Here is a 12,885-nt window from a genome sequence, read left to right as displayed (position 1 = left end):
TCCACGCAGACCGGTTCCTTCGTTTAATTTTCGCTCTCAGTTCCGTCGTCTTCCTGCTCCTCCGGCATATCCTTTGTCACCTCATCGATGAGCTTGGACATGCGGACGCCGTACTCGATAGACTGGTCCAGCACGAAGAAGATCTGCGGGGTGTTCCGAAGATTTACTTTTTTCGCAAGCTGGGTTCTGATAAAGCCCTCCGCGCTCTTTAAACCGCGGATCGTATCTTTCGCCTGCTCCTCGTCCGCAAGGACGCTGATGTAGGCCTTACAGATCTTAAGGTCCGGTGTGACCGAGACCTGGACCACGCTTGTCATCGGATGAACACGCGGGTCCTTGAGCTCGGAGCGGATGATTTCGCTCAGAGCTTTCTGGACTTCGCCGTTGATCCGGATATTTTTTACACTGTTTTTTCTCATGATATTACCTCTTTTTTTACGACTATCCCGGACATAGCCGCGAAACGAAACTCTCCGCGGCTATGCACAGACCTGACAGACAACTATCTCGGCACCTCTACCATGATATAAACTTCGATCATATCGTCTTCCTGAAGATCGTTGAAGCCCTCGAATACAAGACCGCACTCGTAGCCTGCGTTGACTTCCTTCACGTCGTCCTTGAAACGCTTTAAGGATGCAAGCGGTCCCTCGAAGATCTGCTCTCCGTCTCTCGTGATGCGGGCTTTGCTTCCGCGGGTGATCTTACCGTCAAGCACATAGGAACCAGCGATGGTGCCGACTCCGGATGCCTTGAACGTCTGGCGGACAACTGCATGACCGGTTACCTGCTCCTCGTATACCGGATCCAGCATACCCTTCATGGCAGCCTCTACATCCTCGATCGCCTGGTAGATGACGCGGTACAGACGCATGTCGACTTTCTCGCGGTCCGCGATGGACTTCGCCTGTGCGTCCGGACGAACGTTGAAACCGATAATGATCGCATTGGAAGCGGATGCAAGTGTAACGTCGGACTCGTTGATCGCGCCAACGCCGCCGTGGATGACTTTGACAACAACTTCCTCGTTGGAAAGCTTTACGAGACTCTGTTTTACAGCCTCTACAGAACCCTGTACATCGGCTTTTACGATGATCGGAAGCTCCTTGACATTTCCGGCCTTGATCTGGGAGAACAGGTCGTCTAAGGAGAGTTTTGCCTTTGTATCTTCGATAAGCTTATTCTTGCTCTCTGCGATGAATGTCTCTGCGAAGCTTCTTGCCTCTTTCTCGTTCTGGTGCGCGATGAATACCTCACCTGCGTTCGGAACATCGTTGAGACCGAGGATCTCAACCGGAGTGGACGGGCCAGCCTCTTTGACACGGTTGCCCTTATCGTCCATCATGGCGCGGACTTTACCGTAGCAGCAGCCAGCGGCGATAGCGTCACCGACCTTTAAGGTACCTTTCTGTACAAGTACCGTTGCCACCGGTCCTCTTCCCTTATCAAGCTGCGCCTCGATCACGAGACCTCTCGCGCGGCGGTTCGGGTTTGCCTTTAACTCTTTTACCTCTGCTGTTAAGAGGATCATCTCGAGAAGTTCCGGGATTCCCTCTTTTGTATGTGCGGAAACCGGTACGAATACGGTGCTTCCGCCCCAGTCCTCAGGAATCAGCTCATACTCGGATAACTCCTGTTTTACTCTCTCTACGTTTGCGCTCGGCTTATCGATCTTGTTGACAGCAACGATGATCTCAACGCCTGCTGCCTTCGCGTGGTTGATGGCCTCAACAGTCTGCGGCATAACACCGTCGTCCGCTGCGACAACGAGGATCGCGATATCTGTTGCCTGGGCACCACGCATACGCATTGCCGTGAACGCCTCATGACCCGGTGTATCGAGGAATGTGATCTTCTGTCCGTTGTATTCAACAACATAGGCACCGATGTGCTGTGTGATACCGCCTGCCTCTCTGGAGGTTACGTTTGTCTGGCGGATCGCGTCAAGAAGGGAAGTTTTACCGTGGTCAACATGACCCATTACGCAGATGACCGGCGGTCTCGGAACCATGTCCTTCTCGTCCTCTTCTTCCTCTTTTAAGAGTTCCTCGATGACGTTGACCTTCTTCTCCTTCTCGCAGAGAACATCATACTCCATAGCGATCTCTTCGGCTTTCTCGAAGTCGATCTCCTGGTTGATCGTAACGATGGTGCCCTGTAAGAAGAGCTTCTTAACGATTGCGGACGGCTGTAATTTCATCTTGTCCGCGAGTTCTTTGATCGTGATAACCTCCGGGATTACGATGGTCTTGATCTCCTCGACCTTCGCCTCCTCCTTCTTCGGCTGCGGCGGCATAACCGGAGCTTTTACGCCCTTCTGGCCCTTTCCTGCCTTGCCTTTCATCTCGATATCGCGGTCTTTCTTTGCGTCATGCTCTTTCTTGTAAGCGTTCTTGCTCTGCTTTGTGTTCTGCTGCTTCTGTGCAAGCGGTGTATCGAAGGACGGCTTCGGAATGCCCATGCCGCTTCTGTTTCCGCCCTGACGGTTGTCGTTTCTGCCCTGGTAACCGCCCTGACGATTGTTGTCACGGTTGCCCTGGTAGCCACCCTGGCGGTTTCCGTCTCTGTTGCCCTGGTAGCCGCCCTGGCGATTGTTATCTCTGTTACCCTGATAACCACCTTGGCGGTTTCCGTCTCTGTTGCCCTGGTAGCCGCCCTGACGGTTGTTATCGCGGTTGCCCTGGTAGCCACCCTGGCGGTTTCCGTCTCTGTTGCCCTGATAGCCGCCCTGGCGGTTTCCGTCTCGGTTGCCCTGATAGCCACCCTGGCGGTTTCCGTCTCTGTTACCCTGGTAGCCGCCCTGACGATTATTATCTCTGCTGCCCTGATAGCCGCCCTGGCGGTTATCTCTTCCGCTCTCACGGTTTCCGTCGCGTCCCGGGAACGGACGGCTCTCTCTGGACTGGAAGCCCTGGCGTCCTTCCGGACGGCTCTGGTTCGGAAGCGGACGGACATTCTCACGAAGATCCTGTGCCGGTGCCTCTGTCTTAACTGTCTCCGCCTTTTTCTCCGGTGCCGGTGCCGGTGCTGCTGAGGTCTCAGCTGCCTTTGCCGGTTCTGCCGGCGCGCTGTTTGTCGTCGGTCTCACCTGCATGCCGGAACCGTTGTTCTGTCTTGCCGGTCTCTGACCGCCCTGCTGGCGGTTTCCTGCCGGACGTTTCTGTGTGCTGTTCTGCGGACGGTAAACTGCCGCAATACGCTTCTTTGCCGGTGCTGCCGGCGCATTATTTTCTCCTTCAGCCGGAACTGCCGGCTTTGTGGAATTCTCCTGATTCTGATTCAATGTATCTGTTCCCTCTTTTTTCTTTCTTAAATCCTTTTCAAACTCACTCACGCTCGCCACCTCCAAAATAGTCCCTGCAAACCATCGCCAATGTACATGACCCGCCGCATGCAGGCATGCGCTCCTCATGTCCGCAGGACTACGCTTTTGCAGTAAAATGCTTCAACAACGCATTGGAAAAATTCTCGTCGATCACGGCCAGGGACGCTCTCATCTGCTTTCCCAGGATGTGTCCGAGCTCTTCCTTGCTTCCGAACTCAAAGTACGGGACCTTATAGTAAGTACACATGTTCCGGAACATTTTCTTTGTGTTGTCCGAAGATTCTTCCGATACGATCACCAGTCCGGCTTTTCCGGACTTTACCGCCTTCTCTGTGGAGAACTCGCCACTTCTTACCTTGCCGGCTTTCTCCGCCAGGCCCAGCAGGCCCAGGACCTTATTTCTGTTCATCGATCTGTTCCATCTCCTTTTTCAGACTTTCGTAAACCTCTTTTGGAATTGCCATTTTAAAGGAGCGTTCCAGTCCCCGGCTCTTCACTGCCTTTTCAAAGCATGCCATGGATGGGCAGATATATGCGCCGCGTCCGTTTTTTCTTCCGGTCGCGTCAATGGAAATCACGTCGTCAGTACCTTTTAAGACACGGATCAGCTCCCGCTTGTTTTTCATTTCACCGCAGCCAATGCACTGTCTCTGCGGAACCTTCTTTACTGTACTCACTGTGGTCGTTCCCTTCTCTCCTATTCTTCTGTCTCAGCCTGTGCTTCGGAAGTTTCCTCTGCCGGAGCTTCGTCCTCTGCCGGCTCTACATCTTTCTCGTACTCGCCCTCAAAGCCTTCCTCGCCGAAATCCATATCGTCGAAGAGGCCAAGCTCTCTCGCCTGTGTCTCACTCTTGATATCGATCTTGTAGGTGGTAAGTCTTGCGGCAAGTCTTGCATTCTGTCCTTCTTTACCGATCGCTAAGGATAACTGGTAGTCCGGAACGATGACCTGTGCCTCTTTCTCGTCCTCATCCGCAACGACGGAGATGACCTTCGCCGGACTCAACGCGTTTTCAATTAAGAACGCCGGGTTGTCGTCCCAATTGATGATATCGATCTTCTCACCGCGGAGCTCGTTGACGATCGCGTTGACTCTCGCGCCGTTTAAACCTACACATGCACCTACCGGATCAACGTTCGGGTCTGTGGAGCTTACAGCGATCTTTGTTCTGGAACCTGCCTCACGGGCGATGGCGCGAATCTCAACGGTACCGTCGCGGACCTCTGCGATCTCAGCCTCAAACAGACGTCTTACGAGGTCCGGATGCGTTCTGGATACGGAGATCCTCGGTCCCTTCGGGCTGTCCTTAACTTCCAGGATATAAACCTTGATGCGCTCAGTTCTCTGGAATACTTCGCCCTTTACCTGCTCAGCTTCCGGAAGGATCGCATCGATCTTTCCGAGATCTACGCTGACATTGCGGCCGATATAACGCTGGACAATACCCGTAACGACCTCTTTCTCCTTGCACTGCCACTCGCTTAACTGGGACTTACGGCTCTCCTCGCGGATCTTCTGTAAGATCACGTTCTTCGCGTTCTGCGTCGCGATTCTGCCGAAATCATGGGAATCAATGGGGATCTGGACGATATCACCAAGGACATGTCTCGGAGCGATCATTCTTGCGTCGGCGAGGCTGATCTGTGTGATCGGGTCCTCCACAGTCTCAACGACCTCTTTTTCCATATATACAGAATAGTCGCAGCCATCCGGATCAATGATGACTTTCACATTGTCGGCTTTGCCGAAATGATTCTTGCAGGCTGTGAGAAGTGAATTCTCAATTGCCTCCAGCAATGTGTCCTTACTGATGTTGTACTCTTTTTCGAGTATATTCATCGATTCCATCAGTTCCTTGTTCATTTTTTATCCTCCTTATTAAAAATCGAATGCCAGACGGATTAAGGCAATGTCTTTTCTATTAAATGTGCTCTCGGAACCGTCCTCGTAGCGGATCGTTACGGTGTCCGCGTCATATGCCGTGAGAATTCCGGAGAAATCTTTCTGTCTCTCGATGGCGCGGTACAGCTTGATATCGACTGCTTCGCCGAGACTTCTCTTAAAGTCCTTCTCTTTCTTTAACGGTCTGCCAAGTCCCGGGGAGCTTACTTCCAGGATATAGCTGTCATCGATAAAGTCTTCTTTATCGAGCCAGTCGCTTAATCGTCTCGATACCATCTCACAGTCATCCACTGTAAAACCGCCCTCTTTGTCGATATAGGCTCTCAGATACCAGGTGCCCGCTTCCTTCACGTACTCCACGTCCACCAGTTCAAAATTATTCTCTTCCATGATCGGAATTAAAAATTTCTCGACCCTGGATTCATATTCATCTCTTCTTGCCATGGGTTTCCACCGCCTTTCTGCCGGAATATTCCGGTTATGCAAAACGAAAGAGTGGACTTTTTCGTCCACTCTTTTGACCGGTTACTTATGTTATCAATTGATATCATATCATAGAAAGCCAGAAAAATCAAGGGTTTTACCGGGAAATCATAGAAATATCGGCATAATGGTCTCCTCTCAGGTCAGTCCGATGATGACCACTGTATCGTTGCATGAGGTTCTTTTTTCTGATATACTGTGTCTAAATACTGGTTCAGTGGACCGTTATGGAAATTTTTAGAAAGCGGACTTACTATATGAAACGATTTGTGATCGGAATCCTCGCGCATGTCGACGCTGGAAAGACGACCATGTCCGAGGCAATTTTATATGAGACAGGAAAATTAAAGAAAATGGGGCGCGTGGACAACCGTGACGCCTTTCTTGATACCTTCGCGCTTGAACGCGCCCGGGGCATCACGATCTTTTCGAAGCAGGCGGTCTTTCCGTTGGGCGATACTTTTGTGACACTCCTCGACACGCCTGGTCATGTGGACTTTTCGGCGGAGATGGAGCGGACACTGCAGGTTCTTGACTATGCGGTATTGATTGTCAGCGGAGCTGATGGGGTTCAGGGACATACGGAGACACTGTGGAGACTTTTAAAACGGTATCGGATCCCGGTATTTCTCTTTGTGAATAAGATGGATCAGAAAGGGACGGATCGAGATGCGGTGCTGGCATCGCTGAAAGAGCGGCTGGATCATGGAGTCGTGGACTTCAGCGGGGTGTCCGGAAACTGTGAGATTCTTGGAACTTCGGATGAAACTGCAGAGGAGATCGCCACCTGCGACGAAGCGCTTCTGGAAGCATATCTCGCGGATGGCGGCTTAAAGACGGCGGACGTTCGGAACGCGATCCAGGACCGAAAGCTCTTCCCCTGCTTTTTCGGCTCCGCGTTAAAGCTCACCGGTGTCCGGGAGTTTCTGACTTCCCTTGGGGAGTTTGCATCATGTCCGGACTATACGAAGGACTTCGGTGCGAAGGTGTTCAAGATCTCCCGCGATGAGACAGGTGTCCGGATGACGCACCTGAAGATCACAGGCGGAACTTTAAAGATCCGCGATTCCCTTTCTCCTGATTCTGAGGAGAAGATCAATCAGATCCGGCTCTACTCCGGCTCAAAGTTTGAGGCATTGAAGGAAGCGGAACCTGGCATGGTGGTGGCCGTCACCGGAATCTCCGACACGAGGCCTGGACAGGTCTTCGGAACTGCCTCCGAGAGTGCTCTTCCGCTTTTAGAGCCGGTCCTCACCTACCGGATCCTGCTGCCCTTTGGAACAGACTCCCACACCATGCTCAAAAACATGCGCATGCTCGAGGAGGAAGACCCGCAGCTCCATATCGTCTGGAACGAGGCGCTTGGCGAAATCCAGGCACAGGTCATGGGCGATGTACAGATGGAGATCCTGAAAAGTCAGGTACAGGAACGATTCGGCGTGGAGATCGAATTTGGCGAAGGAAATATTGTATATAAGGAAACGATCGCTAAGATCGTTGAGGGCGTCGGTCATTTCGAACCGCTGCGCCACTACGCGGAAGTCCATCTTTTAATGGAACCCGGAGAGCCGGGAAGCGGACTTGTCTTTGAAGCAGACTGCAGCGAGGATATGCTGGATCGGAACTGGCAGAGGCTGATTCTGACACATCTGGAAGAAAAGCGTTTCCGGGGAATCCTCACCGGTTCCGAGATCACCGATATGAAGATCACTCTGATTGCCGGGCGTGCCCACCAGAAGCACACAGAGGGCGGCGATTTCCGCCAGGCAACCTACCGCGCTGTCCGTCAGGGACTCTGCGAGGCGGGGTGTGTGCTCTTAGAACCCTACTACGCGTTCCGTCTGGAAGTCCCATCGGAAAACCTTGGGCGCGCCATGGCGGATCTTGACCGGATGCAGGGTGAATTTTCCGCACCGGAACAGGATGGCTCCATTGCTCTTCTTACGGGAACCGCCCCGGTTTCCACCATGAGAAATTACCAGCGCGACGTGATCTCCTACACGAAAGGCCGCGGACGGCTGACCTTGAGTCTTTCCGGCTACGAACCGTGCCACAACGCCGAGGAGGTTATCGCGGCCTCCGGCTACGATTTCGATTCCGACCTCCAGGACCCTGCCGGATCTGTCTTCTGCTCCCACGGGGCAGGCTTCGTGGTGCCGTGGGATGAGGTGAAGCAGTATATGCATGTGGAGAGTCCGCTGGCAAAGCAGCTTGCGAAGGAACAGCAGGAACGGGAGCTTAAGGAAGCGAATGAACGGCTGCAGGCGATGGCAGCGGATGTAGCTGCGGGGAAAGTTCCGAGTGGAGCGGCTGGCGGTTACAAATCCGGTTCAGACGGCTCTGCTGGTTCGGGAACCGGCTCTGGGACTGGCTCCGATGACGGTGTTGGTTCTGGAACAAAAACTTCCGCGAATGGCACCGCCGATTCTTCTTCCGGCAGCCGCGGAAATGGAGATTCTTCGCTCTCCTTCTATGACGACAAAGAACTTCAGGCGATTTTCACCCGTACATATGGCGAACCAAAACGGAAGCTTGCCTCCGACTACGACTCCCGCACCGTGATCCGCGCAAAGAACGCCAGCCCGGCGAAGCCGGTGAAGGAAAAAGAGGAGCCGGAGGACGAATACCTTCTCGTTGACGGCTACAATATTATCTTCGCCTGGGAGGAGCTGAGCGATCTGGCTGCCGTCAGCATCGATGCCGCCCGCTACAAGCTCATGGACATCCTAAGCAACTACCAGGGATTCCGGAAAATATGTGTCATCGTCGTCTTCGATGCCTACAAGGTCCCCGGCGGTGTGGAGAAGGTCCAGAAATACCACAACATCAACGTCGTGTATACAAAAGAGGCGGAGACCGCCGACCAGTACATCGAAAAAGTCGCGATCCGCATCGGCAGACGATACCGCACCACAGTCGCCACCTCCGACGGCGTGATCCAGCTCATTATCCGAAGTCAGGGCTGTATCCTCTGGTCCGCGAGGGATTTCCGCGAGGAGATCGAGCGTGTCGGAAAGCTGATCTCCGAAGAAAAGGGAAAGCACACCGGCAATGCAAAAAATTATCTGTTCGCGCATGCAGACGCGGAGACACAGAAGTATTTAGAGGCAGTACGACTGGGAAAAAATCCTGAAATGCCATAAAAGAATGTGCCTTGGCACATTCTCGCGCCTCGCGCGGTCGCTTGCGACAGTCTACATCTTCGCGCGAGTGCGCATCTTTGGCACGTCAGTGCCTTTTTCTGACCCCATTTCAGACATTTCTCACACTTTTTCCGTCCTATTTCCAGCCATTCTCTACATTTTCCGACCTGCCCTCAATCTCTCTCCCTTGAACCACCAACACGCAATCCAGCGAATTTTCGAAATTTTCGAAATAGAGCGCGATTTTAAACCTTCAGACTCAAGCACATAACTTCTCCTCGCTCCTGTCAACACACCGCGCTGATACGCAATCTTCCAAACCGCCAACGCACAGCGCCGGTGAGTCTTCGGGCACGGACGCTTTGTGCAGGGAGCCTGGCTTCCTCTTGGCTCGCAGGAGAATGCGTTGGAGGACAGGCGGCACTAGTCTGAGCGTCAGCGAGTTGTGCCGACTGTTCTCCGCCCTTAGCATTCTTCTGCAAGCTTAGAGGAACCGCTCCCGAACCCCTGCGTTCGCGCCCGAAGACTCACCGGCGCGTACCTCTAGCCAATCTATTTCCCACAAACCTCAAGGATCTCCCCGCAGATTTCTTCTGCCGTCTTCCCATCCGTAGCAACCTTCACATCAGCCGCCGCCTCATACTTCGGCCTGCGCTTCTCCATCAGCTCTTCAATATACCCAACATTCATATTCCCATTCAGTACCGGTCTCTCCGTACTGTCCTTCACACGCTCGTAGATCGTCCCCGGCTCTGCCGTGAGAAGCACGATCTTCCCAGACTCCTTCATAAGCCGCACATTCTCCTCCTTCAAAACAGCACCTCCCCCACAGGAGATCACCGCCGGCTCCACTCCCGCAAAGCTTTTGATCAGCTCCGTCTCCAGCTCCCTGAAATACGCTTCCCCCTTCTCCTCAAAAATATCCGCGATCGCCATCCCCTCATTCTCCACGATCATCTGATCCATCTCCACCTGCCTCGCCCCGGTCATCTCCGCCAGGCACTCCGCGTTCGTACTCTTCCCGCAGCCCATAAATCCGATCAGAAAAATATGTTCCTTCAATCCCGCCATAATCTAAATTCTCCTTTTCGTACTAATAGTCTCTCAAAATCTCTAACTGTTTTCTCCCACACCCAAAACACTTTTCCACTTTCATGCGTCATTTAGTGCAAGTATACCAGATTTTAACATACTCTGCAATCAAAGAACCTTCACATTCCTGATCTATTCCGCTTTTAGCCCTCTTTTTTAAATTTTTCTGCTTTTTACATTTTCACACTTTAAAATCATAAATTTTCTTTTGCATTTTCTTTCCTGCACTGTTATAATAAAGCGAGAAAAATCACTCCCCGGAGGTACACATAAAATGGAAAACACCACATCCGCAGCTTCACCGATCACCGGACACACCGGTCTTATCTGTCTGCTCGGCAGCCCCTGCGCCCACAGCGTCTCCCCGATGATGCACAACGCATCCTTTGAGGCTCTTGGGCTCGACTACCGCTACCTCGCATTTGATGTCAATGAGGAGACACTTCCCACCGCAGTTGCCGGTTTAAAGGTTCTCGGTGCCCGCGGCTTCAACCTGACCATGCCGGATAAAAATCTCATGGTCTCCCTCTGCGACGAACTCTCCACCGCTGCCCGGATCATCGGTGCTGTCAACACGGTCGTAAACGAAGATGGACGTCTCGTCGGCCATAACACCGACGGCATCGGTTACATGCAGTCCGTAAAAGATGCCGGTTACGATATCATCGGCAAAAAAATGACACTTCTGGGCGCAGGAGGCGCTGCCACCGCAATTCTGGTACAGGCTGCCCTCGACGGCTTAAAAGAGATCTCCGTCTTCGTGAGACCCACCAGCCGCTTCTATGACCGTCTGGTCCATACGGTCGAGGAGCTCACAGAGATCACTGACTGCAGGATCAGGATCTGCGACTTCTCCGATGCAGACCTCTTAAAAAAAGAGCTTGCAGACAGCGCTATCCTCACAAACGGGACCTCCGTCGGCATGGCTCCCCACGAGGATACCTGCCCGGTCCCGGAAAATCTGACTTTTCCGAAAGACCTCATCGTCTCCGATATCATCTACAATCCGCGTGAGACAAAGCTCCTCACCATGGCTAAAAATCAGGGCAACCCGTTCTTCAACGGATCCTATATGCTCCTCTACCAGGGTGCCGAGGCCTTCCGTCTCTGGACTGGAAAGGAGATGCCAGTGGAGAAGATCAAGAAGGAATTTTTCTCTGATCCTTTTTATTCAAAAAGCAACTTAGATCACTTACGCCGTGTCATTGCTGCTTTAAACGCCGGAAACGGTATTTCACATGAGTTAATCACTGACGAAAAATAAATACTCTACTTTTAAAGTTTCTATTTACACATGACCTCCAGAACCTGCCACCGACAGTTTTCTCTGGATGCATGGCATCAAAAAAGGAAAACGATCTGTCTGTGCAAACCATCAATACCACAAACAGATCGTTTTCCTTAATCAAATCTTTTATTTCAGGCTTTCATCATCTATCTTATGAACTGCCAGTTGTTTTATCTTCTACTTACTCTGTCCCGCAATAATCTCTTCCGCCATTCCAAACATCTCCTCAGCGCCGAGATCCTCACCAAACTTGAAGAGGCTGTAGCCCTGTCCGTCCATGTTCCACTCTACCGTGTAGGAAGTCATAACTTCGACCTTATCGCTGCCGTAAGCCAGGTTAAAATTGCCGTCTTCCTGGGCCTTTTTGTCCTCCTCGGTGAGCTCATAATCTGCCGGAACGAACTTGTTGGTCAGCTTGTAGAAACAGAGTTCTGTACCATCCTCGCATGTCCTCACCTCTGCCGGGGTGAGTTCTCCATCCATGCCGACTTCCGCGGAAAACGTGACATCCTCCATGCCGTCTTTTCCGTATGTGACGGAAAGCTGTGTTCCGTTTCCCAGTTTATTTCCATCTTTATCTTCCGTCTCATAGTTTACCGGCACAGCAGCCTTAAACGCGTACCCGTTGGAGAATTTCTCCGGGAAATCTACCATCGGTCCATTCTCCTTCTGAAGCTCCAGCGCCTGTTCATAGGTGTGGACTTCATCTCTTATATCGGTGCGGGATGTGATTCCCGCGATCTTTCCAATCGCGAACGCCGTCATGCTTCCAAATACACAGATCGCTGCAACTGCTGCTACCGCTTTTTTCATAAAACCTTTCTTCATATAATTTCCCTCTCTTTCTATCTTCTCATATACATTTCTCCGGATCCGCGCCTTCCGCACCGATTCGTCCGGAAGTTCGCCTGCGCGGCTCTCAAACATGTTTTTCAGTCTCTTTTCTAAGATAGGATCGTCCATGTTTTTCCTCCTTCCTCCTGTGTGAGGATTTGCTTCAACTGTTCCTTCGCGTGGAACAGCCTGGATTTCACCGTTCCCTCAAACACTCCGCAGACCCTTGCGATCTCGCGGATCGGCATATCATTGTAATAGTACAGGATCAACACGGTCTTCTGCTTCGGCGGCAGCTTTTCCACCGCCTCGTAGAGGATCCGCTCCTCTTCCTTCATAATGCAGTTTTCCAGGACGGACCTTCCGGTGTCCGCCTGCCCGGATGCAGGTTCCTCCTCCGGCTGTTCTTTCCGCGACTTTCTGCTGATCTTCCACGCGGATCTTGTGAGTATCCTGTAAAACCATGTCTTAAAGGCTGCCGGATCCCGGAGCTTCTTTCTGTTTAAATAGCAGGCGGTGAATGTCTCCTGGACAATGTCCTCGCTGTCCGCCGCGTTCCCGGAGATCAGCCAGGCCGCCCTGAGCGCCGGCCTCTCATACTTCTCCATCAGCTCCCCGAAGGCATCCATGTCCCCGTTGATCATGCGTCTCACGATATTCTCTTCATCCATGTCCTGCCTCCTCTCTTTTTTGATGCATCTGTCTTATAGAGACAGGCAATTGGGGGAAAGTTCATTTTTATCGGAAATTTCTTTTCTTCTTTATTCTTCCAAATATATAACTTAACCTGTTGTGCTAGATAAAATAATATAAAGAA

Annotated in this window: 11 protein-coding genes; 2 read left to right on the top strand and 9 right to left on the bottom strand. The window is 52.0% G+C overall.

Features of this window, described 5'->3' with window-relative positions; all coding sequences use genetic code 11:
• Nucleotides 1-23: 23 nt before the first annotated feature.
• From rbfA to rimP, 6 genes are all read right to left on the bottom strand, one after another.
• The gene (rbfA, locus tag DXA87_RS05485) at nt 24-419 is read right to left on the bottom strand and encodes a 30S ribosome-binding factor RbfA (protein WP_021904670.1); all 396 of its coding nucleotides are present in this window, start codon (nt 417-419) and stop codon (nt 24-26) included.
• 83 nt (nt 420-502) lie between these two features.
• Nucleotides 503-3,334, bottom strand: coding sequence for a translation initiation factor IF-2 (gene infB / locus DXA87_RS05480; RefSeq protein WP_242998013.1), 2,832 nt, complete (start codon nt 3,332-3,334; stop codon nt 503-505).
• 88 nt (nt 3,335-3,422) lie between these two features.
• Entirely contained in the window at nt 3,423-3,734 is a 312-nt protein-coding gene (locus DXA87_RS05475; protein ID WP_015553628.1) for a ribosomal L7Ae/L30e/S12e/Gadd45 family protein, read from the bottom strand.
• Nucleotides 3,721-3,951, bottom strand: coding sequence for a YlxR family protein (locus DXA87_RS05470; RefSeq protein WP_117470801.1), 231 nt, complete (start codon nt 3,949-3,951; stop codon nt 3,721-3,723). The genes DXA87_RS05475 and DXA87_RS05470 overlap by 14 nt, the downstream gene beginning before the upstream one ends.
• 71 nt (nt 3,952-4,022) lie before the next feature.
• Nucleotides 4,023-5,189 (bottom strand): transcription termination factor NusA, encoded by a 1,167-nt coding sequence (gene nusA / locus DXA87_RS05465; RefSeq protein ID WP_021904667.1) that lies wholly within the window; start codon nt 5,187-5,189, stop codon nt 4,023-4,025.
• Between the two features lie 15 nt (nt 5,190-5,204).
• Nucleotides 5,205-5,672 (bottom strand): ribosome maturation factor RimP, encoded by a 468-nt coding sequence (gene rimP, locus DXA87_RS05460; RefSeq protein WP_021904666.1) that lies wholly within the window; start codon nt 5,670-5,672, stop codon nt 5,205-5,207.
• A 296-nt stretch (nt 5,673-5,968) separates the two neighbouring features.
• Here rimP and DXA87_RS05455 point away from each other — a divergent pair, with 296 nt between their 5' ends.
• Nucleotides 5,969-8,854 (top strand): TetM/TetW/TetO/TetS family tetracycline resistance ribosomal protection protein, encoded by a 2,886-nt coding sequence (locus DXA87_RS05455; protein ID WP_117503495.1) that lies wholly within the window; start codon nt 5,969-5,971, stop codon nt 8,852-8,854.
• A 552-nt stretch (nt 8,855-9,406) separates the two neighbouring features.
• Here the strand turns inward: DXA87_RS05455 and DXA87_RS05450 are convergent.
• Nucleotides 9,407-9,925, bottom strand: coding sequence for a shikimate kinase (locus DXA87_RS05450; protein WP_117503494.1), 519 nt, complete (start codon nt 9,923-9,925; stop codon nt 9,407-9,409).
• A gap of 295 nt (nt 9,926-10,220) precedes the next feature.
• Here DXA87_RS05450 and aroE point away from each other — a divergent pair, with 295 nt between their 5' ends.
• Nucleotides 10,221-11,210, top strand: coding sequence for a shikimate dehydrogenase (aroE, locus tag DXA87_RS05445; protein WP_117503493.1), 990 nt, complete (start codon nt 10,221-10,223; stop codon nt 11,208-11,210).
• A gap of 201 nt (nt 11,211-11,411) precedes the next feature.
• Here the strand turns inward: aroE and DXA87_RS05440 are convergent, their stop codons facing one another.
• Both DXA87_RS05440 and DXA87_RS05435 read right to left on the bottom strand, forming a co-directional pair.
• The gene (locus DXA87_RS05440; RefSeq protein ID WP_015553636.1) at nt 11,412-12,197 is read right to left on the bottom strand and encodes a hypothetical protein; all 786 of its coding nucleotides are present in this window, start codon (nt 12,195-12,197) and stop codon (nt 11,412-11,414) included.
• Nucleotides 12,179-12,739, bottom strand: a complete 561-nt coding sequence (locus tag DXA87_RS05435) for an RNA polymerase sigma factor (protein WP_015553637.1) — start codon at nt 12,737-12,739, stop codon at nt 12,179-12,181. The genes DXA87_RS05440 and DXA87_RS05435 overlap by 19 nt, the downstream gene beginning before the upstream one ends.
• Nucleotides 12,740-12,885 lie beyond the last annotated feature (146 nt).

Origin of the sequence: Desulfotomaculum sp. OF05-3, from assembly GCF_003435535.1 — a bacterium.
GTDB classification, from domain to species: Bacteria; Bacillota; Clostridia; order Lachnospirales; family Lachnospiraceae; genus Pilosibacter; species Pilosibacter fragilis.
The sequence above is the reverse complement of the archived record's forward strand: the minus strand, read 5'-3'. Positions and strand labels throughout refer to the sequence as shown.

Coding starts and splice junctions, on each gene's coding strand:
- DXA87_RS05440 (WP_015553636.1), bottom strand. CDS start 12,197: ATGGACGATCCTATCTTAGAAAAGAGACTGAAAAACATGTTTGAGAGC.
- nusA (WP_021904667.1), bottom strand. CDS start 5,189: ATGAACAAGGAACTGATGGAATCGATGAATATACTCGAAAAAGAGTAC.
- DXA87_RS05475 (WP_015553628.1), bottom strand. CDS start 3,734: ATGAACAGAAATAAGGTCCTGGGCCTGCTGGGCCTGGCGGAGAAAGCC.
- DXA87_RS05455 (WP_117503495.1), top strand. CDS start 5,969: ATGAAACGATTTGTGATCGGAATCCTCGCGCATGTCGACGCTGGAAAG.
- DXA87_RS05470 (WP_117470801.1), bottom strand. CDS start 3,951: ATGAAAAACAAGCGGGAGCTGATCCGTGTCTTAAAAGGTACTGACGAC.
- DXA87_RS05435 (WP_015553637.1), bottom strand. CDS start 12,739: ATGGATGAAGAGAATATCGTGAGACGCATGATCAACGGGGACATGGAT.
- rimP (WP_021904666.1), bottom strand. CDS start 5,672: ATGGCAAGAAGAGATGAATATGAATCCAGGGTCGAGAAATTTTTAATT.
- DXA87_RS05450 (WP_117503494.1), bottom strand. CDS start 9,925: ATGGCGGGATTGAAGGAACATATTTTTCTGATCGGATTTATGGGCTGC.
- rbfA (WP_021904670.1), bottom strand. CDS start 419: ATGAGAAAAAACAGTGTAAAAAATATCCGGATCAACGGCGAAGTCCAG.
- aroE (WP_117503493.1), top strand. CDS start 10,221: ATGGAAAACACCACATCCGCAGCTTCACCGATCACCGGACACACCGGT.